At 71.5% G+C, this 20789-nt stretch carries 21 protein-coding genes; 6 read left to right on the top strand and 15 right to left on the bottom strand.

The genetic code is table 11. The features are described from left to right. Nucleotides 1-22: 22 nt before the first annotated feature. Together QNO09_RS09825 and hisI are read right to left on the bottom strand one after the other, a co-directional pair. A complete protein-coding gene (locus QNO09_RS09825; protein WP_283969706.1) occupies nucleotides 23-1504 on the bottom strand; it encodes an anthranilate synthase component I in 1482 nt (493 codons plus the stop codon). Nucleotides 1505-1515: 11 nt separating this feature from the next. Next, a complete protein-coding gene (gene hisI, locus QNO09_RS09820; RefSeq protein WP_283969705.1) occupies nucleotides 1516-1959 on the bottom strand; it encodes a phosphoribosyl-AMP cyclohydrolase in 444 nt (147 codons plus the stop codon). Nucleotides 1960-2082: 123 nt separating this feature from the next. Here hisI and QNO09_RS09815 point away from each other — a divergent pair, with 123 nt between their 5' ends. Beyond that, nucleotides 2083-2718: a TIGR03085 family metal-binding protein gene (locus tag QNO09_RS09815; RefSeq protein WP_283969704.1), complete on the top strand. Its 636-nt coding sequence runs from the start codon at nucleotides 2083-2085 to the stop codon at nucleotides 2716-2718. Between the two features lie 48 nt (nucleotides 2719-2766). Here the strand turns inward: QNO09_RS09815 and hisF are convergent, their stop codons facing one another. From hisF to hisD, 8 genes are read right to left on the bottom strand one after another with little or no spacing between them, the layout of a single operon-like run. Continuing rightward, nucleotides 2767-3522: an imidazole glycerol phosphate synthase subunit HisF gene (gene hisF, locus QNO09_RS09810; protein WP_283969703.1), complete on the bottom strand. Its 756-nt coding sequence runs from the start codon at nucleotides 3520-3522 to the stop codon at nucleotides 2767-2769. Nucleotides 3523-3536: 14 nt separating this feature from the next. Then, entirely contained in the window at nucleotides 3537-3938 is a 402-nt protein-coding gene (locus QNO09_RS09805; RefSeq protein ID WP_283969702.1) for a Rid family hydrolase, read from the bottom strand. Continuing rightward, the gene (gene priA, locus QNO09_RS09800; protein WP_283969701.1) at nucleotides 3935-4660 is read right to left on the bottom strand and encodes a bifunctional 1-(5-phosphoribosyl)-5-((5-phosphoribosylamino)methylideneamino)imidazole-4-carboxamide isomerase/phosphoribosylanthranilate isomerase PriA; all 726 of its coding nucleotides are present in this window, start codon (nucleotides 4658-4660) and stop codon (nucleotides 3935-3937) included. The genes QNO09_RS09805 and priA overlap by 4 nt, the downstream gene beginning before the upstream one ends. Further along, a complete protein-coding gene (hisH, locus tag QNO09_RS09795) occupies nucleotides 4657-5301 on the bottom strand; it encodes an imidazole glycerol phosphate synthase subunit HisH (RefSeq protein ID WP_451520097.1) in 645 nt (214 codons plus the stop codon). Before hisH ends, priA begins: the two co-directional genes overlap by 4 nt. Continuing rightward, a complete protein-coding gene (locus QNO09_RS09790) occupies nucleotides 5298-5462 on the bottom strand; it encodes a CG2302 family histidine operon protein (protein ID WP_184982776.1) in 165 nt (54 codons plus the stop codon). Before QNO09_RS09790 ends, hisH begins: the two co-directional genes overlap by 4 nt. Next, nucleotides 5459-6052 (bottom strand): imidazoleglycerol-phosphate dehydratase HisB, encoded by a 594-nt coding sequence (hisB, locus tag QNO09_RS09785; protein WP_059416503.1) that lies wholly within the window; start codon nucleotides 6050-6052, stop codon nucleotides 5459-5461. The genes QNO09_RS09790 and hisB overlap by 4 nt, the downstream gene beginning before the upstream one ends. Next, nucleotides 6049-7155 carry a histidinol-phosphate transaminase gene (locus QNO09_RS09780; protein WP_283969699.1) on the bottom strand — a complete coding sequence of 369 codons (1107 nt, stop codon included), beginning with the start codon at nucleotides 7153-7155 and terminating at the stop codon, nucleotides 6049-6051. The genes hisB and QNO09_RS09780 overlap by 4 nt, the downstream gene beginning before the upstream one ends. Next, a complete protein-coding gene (hisD, locus tag QNO09_RS09775) occupies nucleotides 7152-8477 on the bottom strand; it encodes a histidinol dehydrogenase (RefSeq protein WP_283969698.1) in 1326 nt (441 codons plus the stop codon). Before hisD ends, QNO09_RS09780 begins: the two co-directional genes overlap by 4 nt. Nucleotides 8478-8654: 177 nt before the next feature. Between hisD and QNO09_RS09770 the strand changes: the two genes are divergently transcribed. The 4 genes from QNO09_RS09770 to ybaK all read left to right on the top strand — a co-directional run bounded on the left by QNO09_RS09770 (nucleotide 8655) and on the right by ybaK (nucleotide 12648). Continuing rightward, the gene (locus QNO09_RS09770; RefSeq protein WP_283969697.1) at nucleotides 8655-10232 is read left to right on the top strand and encodes an oxidoreductase; all 1578 of its coding nucleotides are present in this window, start codon (nucleotides 8655-8657) and stop codon (nucleotides 10230-10232) included. Nucleotides 10233-10353: 121 nt separating this feature from the next. Beyond that, the gene (locus QNO09_RS09765; RefSeq protein WP_283969831.1) at nucleotides 10354-11385 is read left to right on the top strand and encodes a hypothetical protein; all 1032 of its coding nucleotides are present in this window, start codon (nucleotides 10354-10356) and stop codon (nucleotides 11383-11385) included. Between the two features lie 11 nt (nucleotides 11386-11396). Then, nucleotides 11397-12137 (top strand): LON peptidase substrate-binding domain-containing protein, encoded by a 741-nt coding sequence (locus QNO09_RS09760; RefSeq protein ID WP_283969696.1) that lies wholly within the window; start codon nucleotides 11397-11399, stop codon nucleotides 12135-12137. A 10-nt stretch (nucleotides 12138-12147) separates the two neighbouring features. Continuing rightward, nucleotides 12148-12648: a Cys-tRNA(Pro) deacylase gene (gene ybaK, locus QNO09_RS09755; RefSeq protein ID WP_283969695.1), complete on the top strand. Its 501-nt coding sequence runs from the start codon at nucleotides 12148-12150 to the stop codon at nucleotides 12646-12648. Here the strand turns inward: ybaK and QNO09_RS09750 are convergent. From QNO09_RS09750 to QNO09_RS09735, 4 genes are all read right to left on the bottom strand, one after another. Further along, complete coding sequence (locus QNO09_RS09750) at nucleotides 12635-13333, bottom strand: AAA family ATPase (RefSeq protein WP_283969694.1); 699 nt, start codon at nucleotides 13331-13333, stop codon at nucleotides 12635-12637. The genes ybaK and QNO09_RS09750 overlap by 14 nt on opposite strands. A 56-nt stretch (nucleotides 13334-13389) precedes the next feature. Beyond that, the gene (locus QNO09_RS09745) at nucleotides 13390-14211 is read right to left on the bottom strand and encodes an ABC transporter permease (protein WP_283969693.1); all 822 of its coding nucleotides are present in this window, start codon (nucleotides 14209-14211) and stop codon (nucleotides 13390-13392) included. Between the two features lie 103 nt (nucleotides 14212-14314). Beyond that, complete coding sequence (locus QNO09_RS09740) at nucleotides 14315-15289, bottom strand: ABC transporter ATP-binding protein (protein WP_283969830.1); 975 nt, start codon at nucleotides 15287-15289, stop codon at nucleotides 14315-14317. A gap of 123 nt (nucleotides 15290-15412) precedes the next feature. Next, nucleotides 15413-16624 (bottom strand): NYN domain-containing protein, encoded by a 1212-nt coding sequence (locus tag QNO09_RS09735; protein WP_283969692.1) that lies wholly within the window; start codon nucleotides 16622-16624, stop codon nucleotides 15413-15415. Between the two features lie 220 nt (nucleotides 16625-16844). Here QNO09_RS09735 and QNO09_RS09730 point away from each other — a divergent pair, with 220 nt between their 5' ends. After that, nucleotides 16845-17009, top strand: coding sequence for a hypothetical protein (locus tag QNO09_RS09730; RefSeq protein WP_283969691.1), 165 nt, complete (start codon nucleotides 16845-16847; stop codon nucleotides 17007-17009). A 91-nt stretch (nucleotides 17010-17100) separates the two neighbouring features. On the opposite strand, the gene dnaE is transcribed toward QNO09_RS09730, so the two are convergent. Further along, entirely contained in the window at nucleotides 17101-20640 is a 3540-nt protein-coding gene (gene dnaE, locus QNO09_RS09725; RefSeq protein WP_283969690.1) for a DNA polymerase III subunit alpha, read from the bottom strand. Between the last annotated feature and the right edge of the window lie 149 nt (nucleotides 20641-20789).

Genomic DNA, 20789 nt, shown 5'->3' with positions numbered 1-20789 from the left:
GAACCGTCACCCGGGGTTCATCTCAGGCCTTTCCGAGCCGGTTCGCGGTGTGGACGGCCCGCAGGACCGCGGCCGCCTTGTTGCGGCACTCGGTGTCCTCGGCGACCGGGTCGGAGTCGGCGACGATGCCCGCGCCGGCCTGCACGTACGCGGTGCCGTCGCGCAGCAGGGCGGTGCGGATGGCGATGGCCGTGTCGGAGTCGCCGGCGAAGTCGAGGTAGCCGACGCAGCCGCCGTAGAGGCCCCGCCGGGACGGTTCGAGTTCGTCGATGATCTGCATGGCGCGCGGCTTGGGGGCGCCGGAGAGGGTGCCGGCCGGGAAGCAGGCGGTGAGGACGTCGAAGGCGGTGCGGCCCGGGGCGACGCGGCCCGTCACCGTCGAGACGATGTGCATCACGTGCGAGTACCGCTCGACGGACATGAAGTCGACGACCTCGACCGAGCCGGGCTCGCAGACCCGCCCCAGGTCGTTGCGGCCGAGGTCGACGAGCATGAGGTGCTCGGCGCGCTCCTTGGGGTCGGCGAGCAGCTCCTCGGCGAGGGCCTGGTCCTCCTGCGGGGTGGCGCCGCGCCAGCGGGTGCCGGCGATGGGGTGGACCATGGCCCGGCCGTCCTCGACCTTGACCAGGGCCTCGGGGGACGAGCCGACGACGTCGAAGCCGTCGAAGCGGAACAGGTACATGTACGGGGACGGGTTGGTGGCCCGCAGGACCCGGTAGACGTCCAGCGCGCTCGCCGTGCACGGCGTCTCGAAGCGCTGGGAGGGGACCACCTGGAAGGCCTCGCCCGCCCGGATGCGCTCCTTGATGTCCTCGACGGCCACCTGGAAGTCGGGGCCGCCCCACAGCGCGGTGTACTCGGGGAGCTCGGAGGGCGGGAGCACGGCCGGGGGCTGGGCGACCGGGCGGGAGAGGTCGGCCTCCATGGCGTCGAGGCGGGCCACGGCGTCGGCGTGGGCCTCGTCGACGCCCGTCTCCAGGTCGTTGTGGTTGATCGCGTTGGCGATCAGCAGGACCGAGCCCTCCCAGTGGTCCATGACGGCCAGGTCGCTGGTGAGGAGCATGGTCAGCTCGGGCAGCTTCAGGTCGTCGCGCTCGCCGGGGCCGATCCTCTCCAGGCGGCGGACGATGTCGTAGCCGAGATAGCCGACCATGCCGCCGGTGAAGGGCGGCATGCCCTCCTGGTGGGGGGTGTGCAGGGCCTCGATGGTGGCGCGCAGGGCGGCGAGGGGGTCGCCGTCCGTGGGGACGCCGACGGGCGGGGCGCCGAGCCAGTGGGCCTGCCCGTCGCGTGCGGTGAGCGTGGCCGCCGCCCGCACCCCCACGAAGGAGTACCGGGACCAGGAGCGGCCGTTCTCCGCGGACTCCAGCAGGAAGGTGCCGGGGCGCTCGGCGGCGAGCTTGCGGTAGAGCGCGACCGGGGTGTCGCCGTCGGCGAGGAGCTTGCGGGTGACGGGGATGACCCGCCGGTCGGTGGCGAGCTTGCGGAAGGTCTCGAGGTCCATGGCCGCTGACCTTACTGATCCGGGGCGGGGCGGGCGGAGCCGCCGTCCTTGAGGAGCACGTCCTCGTCGAAGCAGGTGCGGGCGCCGGTGTGGCAGGCGGCGCCGACCTGGTCCACCTTGACGAGCACGGTGTCCGCGTCGCAGTCGAGGGCGACGGACTTCACCCACTGGAAGTGGCCGGAGGTGTCGCCCTTGACCCAGTACTCCCGGCGGCTGCGCGACCAGTAGGTGCACCGGCCGGTGGTCAGGGTGCGATGCAGCGCCTCGTCGTCCATCCAGCCGAGCATGAGCACCTCGCCGGTGTCGTACTGCTGGGCGATGGCGGGCAGGAGGCCGTCGGCACTGCGCTTGAGGCGCGCGGCGATCTCCGCGTCGAGGCGGCCGGATGGAGCACTGTGGCGCGAAGCGCCTCCGTGAGGGGCGGTGGCCGGGCGACGGGCGGGCTTGCTGGTCATGCCGACCATTGTGCCGTGCGCCACTGACAGGCCAGGCGGAGTGTCCACTGGGCGGAACACCCGTCGGAGGGGAATCGGCACGTCTGCTGGGCTGACCGGGGGACCGGCCGTAGGCTGGGCGGCATGTCGACCCATGCCAAGCGTGAACGACTTCTCCTCGCCGACCTGTTGGAGACCGCGGGCCCGGACGCGCCCACCCTGTGCGAGGGCTGGACGACCCGGGACCTCGCCGCGCACGTGGTGGTGCGCGAGCGCCGCCCGGACGCCGCCGGCGGGATACTGATCAAGCAACTCGCGTCACGCCTGGACAAGGTGATGGCGGAGTACGCCGACAAGCCGTACGAGGAGCTGATCCAGCTGATCCGTACGGGCCCGCCGCGTTTTTCGCCCTTCAGCCTGAAGCCGGTCGACGAAGCGTCGAACCTCGTCGAGTTCTACGTCCACACCGAGGACGTCCGCCGCGCCCAGCCCGACTGGTCCCCCCGCGACCTGGACCTGGTCTTCCAGAACGCTCTGTGGTCCCGTCTGGAGCGCACGGCCCGCCTGATGGGCCGCGGCGTGCCGACGGGCCTGGTCCTGCGCCGCCCCGACGGCCAGACGGCGGTCGCCCACCGCGGCACCCCGGTGGTCACGGTGACCGGCGAGCCGTCCGAACTGGTCCTGTTCTGCTATGGCCGCCGGAGCGCGGCCAAGGTCGACCTGGACGGCGACGAGAACGCGATCGCGAAGCTGCACGAGACCAAGCAGCTCGGGATCTGAGAAGGCCCCGGCCGCGGGGCGCGGCCGGGGCTCTCGGCGGACGGGGCGTCAGCGCACCGGGTGCCCCGCCTCCCGCAGCGTCTCCTTGACCTGGCCGATGCGCAGGTCGCCGAAGTGGAACACCGACGCGGCCAGGACCGCGTCCGCGCCCGCCTCGACGGCCGGGGGGAAGTCGGTCAGCCTGCCCGCGCCGCCCGAGGCGATGACGGGGACCGTGACGTGCTTCCGAACGGCCCGGATCATCTCCAGGTCGTAGCCGTCCTTGGTGCCGTCGGCGTCCATCGAGTTGAGCAGGATCTCGCCCGCGCCGAGCTCCGCGGCCCGGTGCGCCCACTCCACGGCGTCGATGCCGGTGCCCCGGCGTCCGCCGTGGGTGGTCACCTCGAAGGAGCCCGACTCGGTACGGCGGGCGTCCACGGACAGGACCAGGACCTGGCGGCCGAAGCGCTCGGCGATCTCGCGGATCAGCTCCGGGCGGGCGATGGCGGCCGTGTTGACGCCGACCTTGTCCGCGCCGGCCCGCAGCAGCTTGTCCACGTCCTCGGCCGTGCGGACGCCGCCGCCGACCGTGAGCGGGATGAACACCTGTTCGGCCGTGCGGCGCACGACGTCGTACGTGGTCTCGCGGTTGCCCGACGAGGCGGTGATGTCCAGGAACGTCAGCTCGTCGGCGCCCTCGGCGTCGTACACCTTGGCCATCTCGACGGGGTCGCCCGCGTCGCGCAGGTTCTGGAAGTTGACGCCCTTGACGACCCGGCCGTTGTCCACGTCCAGGCAGGGGATGACTCGGACCGCCAGGGTCATGAATCCTGCTCCTCTTAGTGTTCCTGTGAGGGGGTCCCTCGGAATGCTTCCACTTCCACCGACACCAGGACCCGGGAGTCCATGAAGCCCTGCACGATCAGCAGGGTCGTGACCGGGCGTACGGCGTCGAACATCTCCTTGTGCGCCCGGCCCACGGCGTCGACGTCCCGGGCGTGCGCCAGGCACACCCGGGTGCGGATCACGGACTCGGGTGCGAGCCCGAACTCGGCGATCGCCTCCAGGGCGCTGGTGAAGGCGATCTTGGCCTGCTCGTACGGATCGCCCTCGCCGTAGAGCACGTCGCCCTTGAACGCGGTCGTGCCCGCGACCAGCACACGGTCGCCCGCCGCGACGGCGTGTGCAAAACCGAAGGACTCTTCCCAGGGACTTCCGCTCTGCACACGCCGCACGGTCATGACGACACAGCCTCCAAGGCCTCTTCCAGGGTGAACGCCTTCGCGTACAGCGCCTTCCCTACGATGGCCCCCTCGACACCGAGCGGGACGAGGTCGGCGATGGCCCGCAGGTCGTCGAGCGAGGAGACCCCGCCGGAGGCCACGACCGGGCGGTCGGTGGCGGCGCACACGTTGCGCAGCAGTTCCAGGTTGGGGCCCTGGAGGGTGCCGTCCTTGGCGATGTCGGTGACGACGTACCGCGCGCAGCCCTCCTTGTCGAGGCGCTCCAGCGTCTCGTAGAGGTCGCCGCCGTCGCGGGTCCAGCCCCGGCCGCGCAGGGTCGTGCCGCGGACGTCGAGACCCACCGCGATCTTGTCGCCGTGCTCGGCGATGACCTCGGCGACCCACTCCGGGGTCTCCAGGGCGGCCGTGCCGAGGTTGACGCGCTTGCAGCCGGTGGCGAGGGCGGCGGCGAGGGTGTCGTCGTCGCGGATGCCGCCGGACAGCTCCACCTTGATGTCCATGGCCCGGGCGACCTCGGCGATCAGCTCGCGGTTGTTCCCGGTGCCGAACGCGGCGTCCAGGTCGACCAGGTGCAGCCATTCGGCGCCGGAGCGCTGCCAGGCCAGGGCGGCTTCCAGCGGGGAGCCGTAGGAGGTCTCCGTGCCGGACTCGCCGTGCACCAGGCGGACGGCCTGGCCGTCGCGGACGTCGACGGCGGGAAGGAGTTCGAGCTTGCTCACAGTGTTCCGATCCAGTTGGTGAGGAGCTGGGCTCCGGCGTCGCCGGACTTCTCGGGGTGGAACTGCGTGGCCCACAGGGCGCCGTTCTCGACGGCCGCGACGAACGGCTTGCCGTGCGTGGACCAGGTGACCTTGGGGGCGGCCATCGCCGGGTTGTGCGTCTGAAGCGACCAGTCGTGGACGGCGTAGGAGTGCACGAAGTAGAAGCGGGCGTCCGCGTCCAGGCCCGCGAACAGCTGCGAACCGGGCGCCGCCTCGACGGTGTTCCAGCCCATGTGGGGCACGATCTCGGCCTGGAGCGGCTCGACCGAGCCGGGCCACTCGTCGAGGCCCTCGCTCTGGACGCCGTGCTCGATGCCGCGCGCGAAGAGAATCTGCATGCCGACGCAGATGCCCATGACCGGGCGGCCGCCGGACAGCCGGCGGTCGACGATCCAGTCGCCACGCGCCTCGCGCAGGCCCGTCATACAGGAGGCGAAGGCGCCGACGCCGGGGACCAGCAGGCCGTCGGCGTTCAGGGCCTTGTCGTAGTCACGCGTGATCTCCACGTCGGCCCCGGCGCGGGCGAGGGCACGCTCGGCGGAACGGACGTTGCCGAATCCGTAGTCGAAGACGACGACCTTCTTCTGCGGGGCGCTCAATTCCACACCTCCAGCCTCACCACACCGGCCGCCAGGCACATCGCGGCGCCGATGGACAGCAGCACGATCAGACCCTTGGGCATCTTCTGCTTGACGAAGGAGTAGATCCCGCCGGCGAGGAAGAGGCCGACGACGATCAGCAGGGTCGAGATGCCGTTCACAGGGCGCCCTTCGTGGAGGGGAGGATGCCGGCCGCGCGCGGGTCACGCTCGGACGCGTACCGCAGGGCCCGGGCGAGCGCCTTGAACTGGCACTCCACGATGTGGTGCGCGTTGCGGCCGTAGGGCACGTGCACGTGCAGCGCGATCTGTGCCTGGGCCACGAAGGACTCCAGGATGTGCCGGGTCATGGTGGTGTCGTACTCGCCGATCATCGGCGCCATCTTCTCGGGCTCGGTGTGCACGAGGTAGGGGCGGCCGGACAGGTCGACGGTGACCTGGGCGAGGGACTCGTCCAGCGGGACCGTGCAGTTGCCGAAGCGGTAGATGCCCACCTTGTCGCCGAGGGCCTGCTTGAAGGCGGCGCCGAGGGCGAGCGCGGTGTCCTCGATGGTGTGGTGCGAGTCGATGTGCAGATCGCCCTCGGTCTTCACGGTCAGGTCGAACAGACCGTGCCGGCCGAGCTGGTCGAGCATGTGGTCGTAGAAGCCGACGCCGGTGGAGATCTCCGTCTTGCCCGTGCCGTCGAGGTCGATCTCGACGAGGACGGACGTCTCCTTGGTGGTCCGTTCGACGCGTCCTACGCGGCTCATAGCTCCTGCTCCTTCTTCAGTTCACGGACCGCGTCGAGGAACGCGTCGTTCTCTTCGGGGGTTCCGGCGGTGACCCGGAGCCAGCCGGGTACGCCGTTGTCCCGGACCAGGACGCCCCGGTCGAGGATCTTCCGCCATGTCTCGTGGGAGTCCTCGAACAGGCCGAACTGTACGAAGTTGGCGTCCGAGGGGGTCACCTCGTAGCCGATCGCGAGCAGTTCGGTGACCAGGCGGTCCCGTTCGGTCTTGAGCTGCTCGACATAGCCCAGCAGCGTGTCGGTGTGCTCCAGGGCGGCCAGGGCGGTCGCCTGGGTGACGGCCGACAGGTGGTAGGGCAGCCGGACCAGCTGGACGGCGTCGACGACGGCGGGGTGCGCGGCGAGGTAGCCGAGGCGCAGGCCCGCCGCGCCGAACGCCTTCGACATGGTGCGGGAGACGACCAGGTTCGGGCGCCCCTCCAGCAGCGGCAGCAGCGAGGCGCCGTGGCTGAACTCGATGTACGCCTCGTCGATCACGACCATCGACGGTTTCGCCGTCTGTGCGGCCTCGTACAGCGCGAGGACCGTCTCGGGCGGCACGGCGGTGCCCGTGGGGTTGTTGGGGGTGGTGACGAAGACGACGTCCGGCCGGTGCTCGGCGATGGCCTTCCGCGCCGCCGCCAGGTCGATCGTGAAGTCGTCGTTGCGGGGGCCGGAGATCCAGCCGGTGCCGGTGCCACGCGAGATGAGGCCGTGCATCGAGTAGGACGGCTCGAAGCCCATGGCGGTGCGGCCCGGTCCGCCGAAGGTCTGCAGCAGCTGCTGGATGACCTCGTTGGAGCCGTTGGCCGCCCAGACGCCGGCCACGCCGACCTCGTGGCCGGAGGTGTCCGTCAGGTACTCGGCCAGCCGCGTGCGCAGCTCGACCGCGTCCCGGTCGGGGTAGCGGTTGAGCGTGCGGGCCGCCTCACGGACGCGCTCGGCGATCCGTTCGACCAGCGGCTCGGGCAGCGGATAGGGGTTCTCGTTGGTGTTCAGCCGAACCGGGACGTCCAGCTGGGGCGCGCCGTAAGGGGACGTGCCGCGGAGCTCGTCCCGTACGGGGAGATCGTCGATGCCTGTCACTTGCTTGCGGGTACCTTCCAACCGAACCGGGCCTTGATCGCCGCACCGTGGGCCGGCAGGTCCTCCGCCTCCGCCAGCGTCACCACGTGGTGCGCGACCTCGGCCAGGGCGTCCTGGGTGTAGTCGACGATGTGGATGCCGCGCAGGAAGGACTGGACGGACAGGCCGGAGGAGTGGCAGGCGCAGCCGCCGGTGGGCAGGACGTGATTGGAGCCGGCCGCGTAGTCGCCGAGGGAGACCGGGGCCCAGGGGCCGACGAAGATCGCGCCGGCGTTCCGGACGCGGTCGGCCACGGCGGCGGCGTCCGCCGTCTGGATCTCCAGGTGCTCGGCGCCGTACGCGTCGACCACCCTCAGGCCCTCGTCGATGCCGTCGACCAGGACGATCGCGGACTGCCGGCCGGACAGGGCCGGGACGATCCGGTCGTCGATGTGCCGGGTGGCCGCGACCTGCGGCTCCAGCTCCTTCTCGACGGCGTCGGCGAGCCGGACGGAGTCGGTGACCAGGACGGCGGCGGCCAGCGGGTCGTGCTCGGCCTGGCTGATCAGGTCGGAGGCGACGTGCACCGGGTCGGCCGTGTCGTCGGCGAGGACGGCGATCTCGGTCGGGCCGGCCTCGGCGTCGATGCCGATCCTGCCGGTGAAGTAGCGCTTGGCGGCGGCGACCCAGATGTTGCCGGGGCCGGTGACCATGTTCGCGGGCGGGCAGGACTCGGTGCCGTGGGCGAACATCGCGACGGCGGTGGCACCGCCGGCCGCGTACACCTCGTCGACGCCGAGCAGCGCGCAGGCGGCGAGGATCGTCGGGTGCGGCAGGCCGCCGAAGTCGGCCTGGGCGGGCGAGGCGAGCGCGATGGACTCGACGCCGGCCTCCTGCGCGGGCACCACGTTCATGATCACGGAGGACGGATACACGGACCGGCCGCCGGGCGCGTACAGCCCCACCCGGTCGACCGGGACCCACTTCTCGGTCACGCTGCCGCCGGGCACGACCTGTGTGGTGTGCGAGGAGCGGCGCTGCTCGCGGTGGACGGTACGGGCGCGGCGGATGGACTCCTCCAGAGCCGCGCGCACGGCCGGGTCGAGCTCCCGCAGCGCGCGGGCGAGTGCGGCGGCCGGCACCCGCACCTGGTCGAGCCGGACCCCGTCGAACCGCTCGGCGGCGTCGATCAGCGCCGCGTCGCCCCGATGATGCACGTCCTCGCAGAGCGGACGCACCTTCTCCAGGGCGGCCGCTACGTCGAAGTCGGCTCGGGGCAGCAGGTCACGCAGGGCGGGGCCCTCGGGAAGGGCGTCGCCGCGCAGATCGATTCGAGAGATCACGGGCTCAATTCTCTCAGACCCGGATGAGACGCCGTCCGCGCGTATCAATGGCTGATACAGAAGCCCCCGGAAGGCGGAAGATCCCCTTCACCTCCTGCTTTCGGGGCGTCACACAGCGGGCATGAACAGTTGTACGAAGAAACCAACCGGCGCGTACCCGGGGAGGAGGGAAGAGCCGTGACCGAGGGGGCCGGCCTCCGTGCCGGGGATCTGCCCGACGACCTGACCGCGGCCGAGGCCGGCATGTGGCAGGCCTTCCGCAACGGGACCGTGTACGACCTGAGCAGCGGCGACGCCGTGGCGGACGATCCGCACGGCGGTCGTCCGTGGGGCGCGGAGCGGACCGTGCGGGCCCGGATCGTGTGCTGGTTGCTGCTGGACGGCCCGCCCGCCCTGGCCGGTCGCGTGTCCTCGCTGAAGCTGGTCGGCGTGCAGGTCAGCGGCTCGCTGGAACTCGCCGGCGGCACGGTGGTGCCGTACGTCGAGCTGCGCCGGTGCCGGTTCGAGCAGGACGTGCTGCTCCCGGAGGCCCGCTTCACGACCCTGCGGATGGTGGACTGCTCGGTGCCGCGGCTCGAGGCGGCCCGGGTGCACACCGAGGGTGATCTGCATCTGCCGCGCTGCCGCTTCCACCACGGCATCCGGCTCACCGACGCGCAGATCGGCACGGACCTGATGCTGAACCAGGCGATCGTGCACCGGGACCACAGCGGCCGGTCGATCGCCGCGGACGGCCTGACCGTCGGCCAGGACTTACAGGCCGAGCTGCTGGAGTCGCACGGCGAGCTGAGCCTGCGCGCGGCCACCGTCGGCGTCTCCCTGAGCCTGCGCGGCGCCCGCCTGGCGAACCCGTACGCCCGGCTCGCGCTGAACGCGCCGCAGCTGACCGTCGAGCGCAGCCTGTACCTCACCCCGGCGGGGGTCGGCGCCCAGGCGATGAGCGGCATGACGCCGGCCGAGGGGACGCGGATCCAGCGCTTCGAGTGCGAGGGCGGGATGCGGCTGGACGACGGGCGGTTCGGCGACGCGGTCGACTTCGAGCAGGCCCGGTTCACCCTCACCGACGACCAGGAGCTGTCGCTGCGCCGGGTGCAGACTCCCGAGCTGCGCTTCCTCGGGGAGCAGCCGGCGCGCGGGCGGGTGGTGCTGTCCGGGGCGAAGGTCGTCAACCTGATGGACCGGGCGGACGCCTGGCCGGGCCCGGGCCGGCTGCACATGGGCGGTTTCGCCTACGAGAACCTCGTGCCGCGCGGACCGTTCCCGCCGGCCGAGCGGCTGGCCTGGGTGGCGGCGGCGACCGCCGAGTACAACCCGGAACCGTACGAGCGGCTCGCGGCCGTGCTGCGGGCCTGCGGGGAGGACGAGGACGCCCGCGAGGTGCTGCTCGCCAAGCAGCGCCGGCATCGCGAGAGCCTGCCGATCGCGGCCAAGCTGTGGGGGTACGCGCAGGACTGGACGGTCGCCTACGGGTACCGGCCGGGCCGGGCCGCGGTGTGGATGGCGGTGCTGTGGGCGGCGGGCTCGCTCACCTTCGCGCAGGCCGGCCGTCCGCCGATGAGGCGGGGCGAACACCCGGAGTGGAATCCCACGCTCTTCGCCCTCGATCTGCTGCTGCCGGTCATCGACCTCGGCCAGGTGGGCTTCTGGCAGCTGCGCGGCGCCTGGCAGTGGCTGGCGACGGCGATGATCCTGCTGGGCTGGGTCCTGGCGACGACGGTGGCGGCGGGGGCGACACGGGTGCTGCGGCGCAACTGATGATGCTGCTGTGGCCAAAGTTATTGAACTGTCACACCTTTACGCTCTCTTGACCATCGGATGTACAACTTTCCGCAGGTTTGATGAACGGTCTGGCGCCGCGATGACCACCCGACTTTCAATGGTCGGCACCATGGCAATGCAGCTCCCGTTCATCCGCCCGAGCCGGATGGCAAGGACCTCCCCCCACCCCGTCGGCGAGCCCCGCGCCGACGACGAGGTGCTGCTCGACGCACCGGACGCCCGGCTGAGTCCGGCGCTGGTCGCCGCCGCCCGGGGTGAGCACGGGCCAGCCGCCGGCCTGCTCCTGGCCACCCGCGCGGCCTCCGAATGGGAACGGCGCGACCGGTACGTCACCCGGCTGGCCGCCTTCGCGCACTCACGGCCCGAGTGGCTGGACGCCTGGCTCGCCCTCGCCCCGCAGGACCCCGACGCGCTGCTGGTCGCGGCCCAGCTGGCGGTGGACCGCGCCCGGCGGTCACCGGCCCGGGCCGAGCTGCTGCGCGAGGTGAGCCCGCTCATCACGGCCGCGGCCCGGGGCGACCAGCGGGACCCTGTGCCGTGGCGGCTTGCGCTCGACCACGCCCGGGGCGCCCAGGCCGGGCACACCTACTTCGAGGAGCTGTGGGAGGCGGCCGTACGCCGTGCCCCGCACCACTACGGCTGCCATGTGGCGGCGCTGCGCTACCTGGCCACCCACTGGCACGGCTCGCACCACGAGTGCTTCGACTTCGCCGACCGGGCCGCCCAGGACGCTCCCCCCGGCGCGCTCGTCCAGGCGCTCCCGCTGCGGGCCGCCTTCGGCTACCTCACCGACGGCTGCGGGCCCGAGGTGTCCCGGGAGCGGCTGGACGCGGCCGTGGACCGGGCGATCGCGCTGTCCCCGCTGCTGCCCGCGGTCGATCCCTGGCCGGCCCGGATGCGGAACCTGCTGATCTTCGTCCTGGTGCGCCTGGAGCGCTGGCAGGACGCCACCGAACAGCTGCTCCTGAACGGCCCGTACGCCACCTCGTTCCCCTGGGACCGGGTGTCGGACGACCCGCTCGGCCACTTCCTGCGCGTACGCGACGACATCCGGGCCGCGACGGCCGCGGACCCCTCCTGGCATCCACGGAGTGAACGGGGCGGACGGGTCCGTCCCGGCGACCATTAGGCTTTTGCGTCGTGACCACCGTCCGGCTCCCCCTCTTCCCCCTGAACTCGGTGCTGTTCCCGGGGCTCGTGCTCCCTCTCAACGTCTTCGAGGAGCGGTATCGCGCCATGATGCGCGAACTGCTGAAGACGCCGGAGGACGAGCCGCGCCGGTTCGCCGTCGTGGCGATCCGGGACGGCCACGAGGTCGCCCCCACCGCGCCCGGCATGCCCGACCCGACAGCCGTGCCCGAGCGGGGACCGGCGGCCGGTTTCGGCACGCACCCGGCCAAGGCGTTCCACAAGGTGGGCTGCATCGCGGACGCGGCGACGATCCGCGAGCGCACCGACGGCTCCTTCGAGGTGCTGGCGACCGGCACCACCCGGGTGAAGCTGCTGTCGGTCGAGGCGTCCGGGCCCTTCCTGACGGCCGAGCTGGAGCCGCTGGAGGAGGAGCCCGGGGACGAGGCCGCGCCGCTGGCCGAGGGGGTGCTGCGGTCCTTCCGCCAGTACCAGAAGCGGCTGGCCGGGGCGCGGGAACGCTCGCTCGCGACCGGCACCGACCTGCCCGACGAGCCGGGCGTGGTGTCGTACCTGGTGGCGGCGGCGATGACGCTGGACACCCCGACCAAGCAGCGCCTGCTCCAAGCGCCCGACACGGCGTCCCGCCTGCGCGACGAGCTGAAACTCCTTCGCTCGGAGACGGCGATCATCCGTAGTCTGCCGTCGTTGCCGGCGTCGGATCTGACGCGCGGCCCGATGAGCCTCAACTGAGCGGACCGGCATGGCGAAGAAGTCGAAGAAGCAGCAACAGGCGGGCGGCACCCCCGCGACGGTGGCCCTCACGGCGGCGGGCACGTCCTACACGGTCCACGCCTACGACCACGACCCGGCACACCCCAGCTACGGCGAGGAGGCGGCCGAGGCGATGGGCGTCTCCCCGGACCGCGTCTTCAAGACCCTGGTCGCGGACGTCGACGGCACGCTGACGGTCGCGGTGGTCCCGGTGGCGGGCCAGCTGGATCTGAAGGCCCTCGCCGCGGCGGTCGGCGGCAAACGCGCCACGATGGCCGACCCGACCCTGGCGGAACGCACGACCGGCTACGTCCGGGGCGGCATCTCCCCCCTGGGGCAGCGCAAGAAACTGCCGACGGTCCTCGACGCCTCGGCGTCGGCGCACGCGACGATCTGCGTGTCGGCGGGCCGGAGGGGCCTGGAGGTGGAACTCGCCCCTCAGGACCTGCGCGAGCTGACGGAGGCGGTCCTGGCGCCTATCGGCCGCTAGAGGCGGGCGATTGCGGATACGGCCCGGCCGGGAACTCGGGCTCCGGGTCCCGGGGCCCGAACAGCCCCATGAGCCCGAGGTGCAGCACCAGCGCGGCCAGCGGCCAAGCCAGCAGCGCCCCCTTCGCGCCCAGCTTCAACGGCGCGGAGAACGTCACCCCCTGGCCCACCTCCCGCGCCCGCGCGATCACGTCCTGCTCGGGTCCGAGCCACACGCCGACCCGCCAGGCGAGCAGCGAACCGAGCAGCCCGCCGAGGGCGAGCCCCACCACGAGCGGCACGCCCCCGCGCCGCCGCAGCAGAAAGACGACCAGCGCGCTCACGACGCCGAAGCCCAGCCCGAGCAGCGTGAACGTGCCGTCGACGCCGATGGCCTGCTCGCCCTCGGTGTCCTTGAGGAAGACGACCCAGTTCTTCTCCACCACGTCACCGACCAGCGGCACGTGCGGCGCGAGCCACCACCACAGCACTCCGAGCAGCACCCCGCCGAGCGCCACGGCCACCGCGATCACGGCGGACTCCCGCAGTTCCGTCTTCATCCCGGGGCCGTCCTGTCCGTACCAGCCGTGCCCGGCGTACTCGGCGTGCTGCGACCCGGGAGCCTGCGGCCCGGCGGCCGGCGGCTGCCACGAACCCTGTGCGGAGTGTTCATGCGGCGGCGGTGGCGGAGTCAATGGTGCGGTCACCCTGCCATCGTGCCAGGCCTGTTCGCGTGCCGCGTCACCGGACGACCCCCGCGCGCTCACCGGACGGCCGCCCGGCGGTAGGCCCACGTGGCCACGGCCAGCGAGACGACGCCGACGGCCGCGCACACGGCGAGGTCACCGAGGACGAACGCCCAGTCGGGGTGTGGCCCGAACGTCCGCGCGAAGGCCTCCACGCCGTACGTCGAGGGCAGCAGGTCCCGCGTGAAGCGCACGACCTCCGGCATCCGGTCCGCGGGCAGCACGCCCAGCAGCAGTGCCGCCGACATGCCCAGCTGCCCGAGCAGCGTGGCCAGCTCCGGCCGGGGCGCGAGCAGCCCCAGCGCCGCCCCGAGCCCGGCGAGCGCCGCGCCCGCGAGCGGGATCACGGCCAGGAGGATCCACAGATGGGCCATCGGCAGCCCGAACAGCACACAGCCGAAGACCGCCGTCACGACGGTCCCGGGCACCGTGAACGAGGCGTACGCGCCCGCCGCGCCCAGCACCACGGCCGCCGGCGGCACCGGCAGCGTCGCGTAGTGGTCGAGTCCGCCGCTGGCCCGCAGCTGCCCGAAGTACTGCGCGAGCAGGTTCAGCGCGACGAAGGCGACCACCAGGACCGACGACCCGGCGACGACGGCCTGCGCCTCCACCCCGTCGTCCACGACCCCGCGCATCAGGATCATGATCCCGACCGACTGGAAGGTGGCCACGAACAGCAGTGGGATCCGCGCCACCCTCGCCCGGGACAGCTGTGCCCGGTACACGGCCGCCAGCGACGGCCACAGCCGCGCCCGGGGTCCGAGCTCGGCCGCGCACACGGCGGGCTCGTCCACGGCCAGGGCACTGCCCGGCAGGACTTCGGCGGGTACGACACTCACGTCGTGCTGCTTCCCTTCGCTCGGGTCCACTGCGGCAGTCGCCTGTTCGATACGGATACGGCGGCCGGTGCACTCACCACCGGCGCGCCCCGCGCCCCGGTGCTCACACCTTCACCAGCCCCTGCTGCGCGGCACCGCCGAGGGCCAGGTACACGTCCTCCAGGCTCGGCGTGGCCAGCGTGAAGTCGTCCAGGGCGGCGAAAGCGGCCCCGCCGGTGACGGTCGCGACGACCGCCCGGGCCTCCTCGGGCCCGAGCCGCAGCGTCCAGCGGCGGCCCGACTCCACGACACGGTCCCGCAGCGCGGCCACCTCGGGCACGTGCAGCGGAGCCGCGTCCCGCCACACCAGGTCGACGCGCACCTCACCGGCGACCTGCTCCTTGAGCCCGGCCGGGGTGTCGCAGGCGATGACCCGCCCCCGGTCGAGGACGGCCACCCGGTCCAGCACGGTCTCGGCCTCGATGACGTTGTGGGTGACGAGCAGCACGGTCGTCCCGCGCTCGGCCCGCCGCCGGTCGACGGCGGACCACACGGCCCGGCGCGCCACCGGGTCCATGCCGGTGGTCGGCTCGTCCAGCACGAGCAGCGGCCGCTCCCCCACCAGGGCCGCGGCGAAGCACGCCAGGCGCCGCTGGCCCCCGGAGAGCTTCTTCAGCGGCCGCCCGGCGAGCGCCGTGAGGCCCAGCTCGTCGAGGACGGCGTCCCGCTCGGCCCGCGCGTGCCGTAGGTCCAGCCCGCGCAGCCGCCCGGTGGTCTCGGCGGCGAGGGAGACGGTGAGCTCGTCCAGGGCGGTCGACTCCTGCCCGAGGTAGGCGAGGATCCGCGCGGCCCGTTCGGGGTGGCGCACGATGTCGTGGCCGAGGATCTCCACGCCGCCGCGGTCGGGCCGCATCAGCCCGGTCAGCTGGCGTACGAGGGTGGACTTGCCGGCGCCGTTCGGACCGAGCAGGCCGAAGATCTCGCCGCGGCGGATGTCCAGCGTCACGTCGTCGGTGGCCCGGACCTCGGGTGTCGCGGGGGCGCCGCGCCGGGCCCGCACCGCCGGATAGGTCTTGGTCAGCCCGCGGACCGCGCACACGACGTCACCGTCGTGCCGAAATGCCTGTGCCGCGCGCTTACTCACAAAGGACGAGACTACGGGGTCGGCGACCCCGGTCCGCTCTCGGGGCGGTCCGCGACGGGAAATCCGTCGTCGATGATCTCAGGCGTCGACGGGCGGGTGCTCCACGCCTGTGCGCACGCTGATCTCCCGCCAGAACCCGGCCCGGATGGCGTACCGGTCCCGTTCGTCGATCTGGTCGTCCTTGTGGGCGAGCAGGCCGAAACGGGCGGCGTAGCGCAGCAGCTCCCCGTCGACGCGGTGCGGGATGCGCGGGTACATCCCGGACAGTTTCGGTAGGTGGCCCTGGTCGCCGAGGCGCTCCACCCAGCGCCGGGCGAAGACCTGCCCCACCTCGTAGGGGTCGCCGCCGACGGTGGTGATGTCCTCCTCGCGGTCGGCCCACCGCTGCTCGGCCGTGGTCAGCTGGGCGAGTGTCGGCATCGAGGCGGCCTCGGGGGGCTCGGCCGTGGGCCGGTCGACCCAGCCTTTGTCGGAGGACCACCGGAGGGTGGCGGAGGCGGGGGGCTGGGCGGGCTGGGGGCCGGGGGCGCGCAGGGCGGCGAGGTCCTTGGGCGTGGGGACGCCTTTGGCGGCGGGCAGCCGCTCCTCGGTGCCGTTGTGCCCGGGGTCGGCCGTCGGGTGCCGGGGCTGCGGGGCGGGCCGTTCGGTCGCGGCGCCGAGGGCGGACTCGGGCAGCGGCGCGGAGAGGATCGCGGCGATCTCCGGCCGGGGCGCGGGCTGGGGCGCGCACACCCCGGAGTGGTCCTTGGCGCGGACGGCCCTGGTGATCCACGTACGGTCCAGGACGCGCCGCTCGTCGGCCTCGGCGACCAGGTCCTCGGACTGGTTGTAGTCGCCGTCGGCGGCCTGGACGGCCCACAGGTGGACGGCGACGCCGTGCTCCTTGGCGGCCATCATGCCGGGCAGCAGATCGCCGTCGCCGGTGACGAGGACGACGTCGGAGCAGGCGCGGTTGCGGGCCAGTTCGGTGAGCTCGGCGTGCATCGCGGCGTCCACGCCCTTCTGCGCCCAGCGGCCGTCGCTGCGGGTCAGCGCGCCGAGCCGGACGGTGACCCGGGGCATCACGCGCAGCCTGCGGTGCTCGGGTTGCGGAACGCGGTCGGGGGCGCCGTCGAACCAGTAGATGCGCAGCAGCGGCTGCTGCGTGTCGGATTCGGCACGCTCACGCAGCCCCTGGATGAGGGCGGTGTGGTCGACGGTGATGCGGGACCGTGAGGGCTCCCCGGCGAGGAGACTCGCCGCGGCTCCCAGCAGATACCCAGCGTCCACCAGGACGATGCAGCGGTCCACGCGACTCACCCTCTTCCCAGGAGGTTTGCTTCGGGCTTGTTTCGAGTCTGCCCGACGGCGCGGAGGTTAACGGCCCGAACTCGATCTTCGGCGTGGCGTTTCGGGACTTTCCGCTCCGACCGCCCTGTCACGCACGGTAATTGTCCGACATGCGATCGTTGTCGGGCTGTGTGAATCTGGTCCCGGCCCTGGCCCCTAGTCCCCCTCAGGAGGCATCACCATGGCCAAGAACAAGAACCGTGACCGTAAGCAGCAGCGTCCGACCGAGCGTGGCCAGCGGGCCGACCGCAGCCCCGCCTCGCAGACGGAGCCCCAGCCCGAGGTCGAGGTGACCCCCGGCGAGATGGCGTCCGGCAAGCGAAAGCGCAGCTTCGGCCACAACTGACATCCGCGTGACGGGCTGTTGAGCTCACGCACCCGCACGAGGGGCGTACCCGATGCCGGGTACGCCCCTCAAGCGCATCGAGAGCCCCGCGTCAACCGGCCAGGCAGGACGGCCCGAGCAGCACCTTCAAGTCGCCGAAGAGCGCCGGGTCGGGCTTGACCCGGTGCCGGTCCAGCCGCAGCACGGTCGTCTTGGTCGGCCCCTGGAGCTTGATCCGCACCTCGCTGTCGCCCTTGTGGTGACTGAGGACTTCGCCCAGGCGGCTGACCAGCGGCGGGGTGACCCGGGTGGCCGGGATGGTGAGGACCACGGGCGCGTTGGTGCCCGCGTTGGACAGGTCGGGAACCATCAGCTCCATCGCGACGAGCCGCGGCACGTCCTCACGCTTGTCGAGGCGGCCCTTGACGAACACCACGGCGTCCTCGACGAGTTGCGTCGAGACGAGCTGGTAGGTCGCGGGGAAGAACATGCACTCGATCGAGCCGGCGAGGTCCTCGACGGTGGCGATGGCCCAGGCGTTGCCCTGCTTGGTCATCTTGCGCTGCAGGCCCGAGATGATGCCGCCGATGGTGACGACCGCGCCGTCGGAGTGCTCACCGCCGGTCAGCTGGGAGATACCGGCGTCGGCCTTGTCGGACAGGATGTGCTCCAGGCCGAACAGCGGGTGGTCGGAGACGTACAGACCCAGCATCTCCCGCTCCTGGGCGAGCAGATAGGTCTTGTCCCACTCGTCGGTGGAGAACTCCACGTCGAGCCCGAAGCCCGGCTCGCTGGTCTCCGCCTCGCCCATGCCGCCGAAGAGGTCGAACTGCCCCTCGGCCTCCTTGCGCTTGACCGCGACCACGTTGTCGATCATCGGCTCGTAGTGCGCGGTGAGGCCCTTGCGGGTGTGGCCCATCGCGTCGAAGGCACCGGCCTTGATCAGCGATTCGGTGGTGCGCTTGTTGCAGACCACCGCCTCCACCTTGTCGAGGTAGTCCGGGAAGGAGACGTACTTCCCCTTGGCCTTGCGGCACCTGATGATCGACTCGACCACGTTCGTACCGACGTTGCGGACGGCGGAGAGGCCGAAGAGGATCACGTCGTCGCCCTGGGCCGCGAAGTTGGACATCGACTCGTTGACGTCCGGCGGGAGCACCTTGATGCCCATGCGGCGGCACTCGTTGAGGTAGACGGCCGACTTGTCCTTGTCGTCCTTCACGGACGTGAGCAGCGCGGCCATGTACTCGGCGGGGTGGTTCGCCTTCAGGTACGCGGTCCAGTAGGAGACGAGTCCGTAGGCGGCGGAGTGCGCCTTGTTGAACGCGTAGCCGGCGAAGGGGACCAGCACGTCCCACAGGGCCTGGATGGCCTCGTCGCTGAAGCCCTTCTTGCGGGCGCCCTCCTGGAAGAGGACGAAGTTCTTCGCCAGTTCCTCGGGCTTCTTCTTGCCCATCACGCGGCGGAGGATGTCGGCCTCGCCGAGCGAGTAGCCGGCGATGATCTGGGCGGCCTTCTGCACCTGCTCCTGGTAGACGATCAGGCCGTGGGTGACGTCCAGGACCTCCCTGAGCGGCTCCTCCAGCTCGGGGTGGATCGGCGTGATGTCCTGCTGGCCGTTCTTGCGCAGTGCGTAGTTCGTGTGGGAGTTCATTCCCATCGGGCCCGGGCGGTACAGGGCCGACACGGCGGAGATGTCTTCGAAGTTGTCCGGCTTCATCAGCCGGAGCAGGGAGCGCATGGGGCCGCCGTCGAACTGGAAGACGCCGAGGGTGTCGCCGCGCTGGAGCAGTTCGAAGGTCGTGGGGTCGTCGAGCGGGAGGCTCAGGAGATCGATGTCGATCCCCTTGTTGGACTTCACCATCTTGACGGCGTCGTCCATGATCGTGAGGTTGCGCAGGCCCAGGAAGTCCATCTTCAGCAGACCGAGCGACTCGCAGCTCGGGTAGTCCCACTGGGTGATGGTGACCTTGTCCGTGTGCCGGACCCAGACGGGCACGTGGTCGGTGATGGTCTCGCTGGACATGATCACGCCGGCGGCGTGCACGCCCATCTGCCGGACCAGGCCCTCGACGCCCTTGGCGGTGTCGATGACCTTCTTCACGTCCGGCTCGTTCTCGTACATCGCCCGGATCTCGCCCGCCTCGGAGTAGCGGGGGTGCTCGGGGTTGGTGATGCCGTCGAGGTTGATGCCCTTGCCGAGGACGTCGGCGGGCATGGCCTTGGTGAGGCGGTCGCCCATCGCGTACGGGTAGCCCAGCACGCGCGCGGAGTCCTTGATCGCGTTCTTGGCCTTGATGGTGCCGTACGTGCCGATCATGGCGACCTTGTCGGCGCCGTACTTCTCCGTCACGTACCGGATCACCTCGACGCGCCGGCGCTCGTCGAAGTCGATGTCGACATCGGGCATGGAGATGCGCTCGGGGTTGAGGAACCGCTCGAAGATCAGGCCGTGCGGGATGGGGTCGAGGTCGGTGATGCCCAGGGCGTAGGCGACGATCGAGCCGGCCGCCGAGCCTCGGCCGGGGCCGACCGCGATGCCCTGCTTCTTGGCCCACATGATGAAGTCGGCGACCACGAGGAAGTAGCCCGGGAAGCCCATCGAGATGATGGTGTCCATCTCGTACTCGACCTGCTTCATGCGGTCGTCCGGGATGCCGTCCGGGAAGCGGCGGTGCATGCCGCGCAGGGTCTCCTCGCGGAACCAGCTGACCTCCGTGTACCCCTCCGGGATGTCGAACTTCGGCATCAGGTCGCGCTTCTCGAACATGCCCGTGGTGTCGACCATCTCGGCGATCAGGCGGGTGTTGGCGCAGCCCTCCTGCCAGGCGTCCGAGGAGTCGATGGCGTACATCTCGTCGGTGGACTTCAGGTAGTAGCCGGTGCCGTCGAACCGGAAGCGGTCGGGGTCGGAGAGGTTCTTGCCGGTCTGGATGCACAGCAGCGCGTCGTGGGCGGTCGCCTCGTGCGCGTACGTGTAGTGCGAGTCGTTGGTGACCAGCGGGGGAATGCCGAGCTTCTTGCCGATCTCCAGCAGACCGTCGCGGACCCGGTGCTCGATCTCGATGCCGTGGTCCATCAGCTCCAGGAAGTAGCGGTCCTTGCCGAAGATGTCCTGGTAGTCGGCGGCGGCCTTCAGGGCCTCGTCGAAGTGGCCGAGGCGCAGCCGCGTCTGGACCTCGCCCGAGGGGCAGCCGGTGGAGGCGACGATCCCCTCGGACCACTGGGCGATGGTCTCCTTGTCCATCCGGGGCCACTTCTGCAGCCAGCCCTCGGCGTAGGCGTCGGAGGACAGCCGGAAGAGGTTGTGCAGGCCGGTCGAGCTCACCGCCCACATCGTCTTGTGGGTGTAACCGCCGGAACCGGATACGTCGTCCCGCTTCTGGTGCGGCTGGCCCCACTGGATCTTGCGCTTGTTGCGGCGGGACTCCGGCGCGACATAGGCCTCGATCCCGATGATCGGGGTCACTCCGGACTTCTGGGCGGTGTGGAAGAAGTCGTACGCCCCGTGGAGGTTGCCGTGGTCGGACATGGCGATGTGCGTCATGCCCATCTCGTTGCACGCGTTGAACATGTCCTTCAGCCGCGCGGCACCGTCCAGCAGCGAGTACTGGGTGTGGACGTGCAGGTGCGTGAACGGCGGCTTTGACACGGCTGCGGCCTCCAGAGAAAACATGGATCGAATGGGGCCCGACAGGCTGCGGACAGTCTGGGGGACAGCGTCGAAGTCTATGCCTCGGCAGTGACACCGGGAGGCCTGACCCGCGTACCTTCGTGCGAGGCCTCGCGGGCACTCCCGCG

This window comes from Streptomyces sp. 378, assembly GCF_030124145.1.
Taxonomy (GTDB): Bacteria; Actinomycetota; Actinomycetes; order Streptomycetales; family Streptomycetaceae; genus Streptomyces.
The sequence above is the reverse complement of the archived record's forward strand: the minus strand, read 5'-3'. Positions and strand labels throughout refer to the sequence as shown.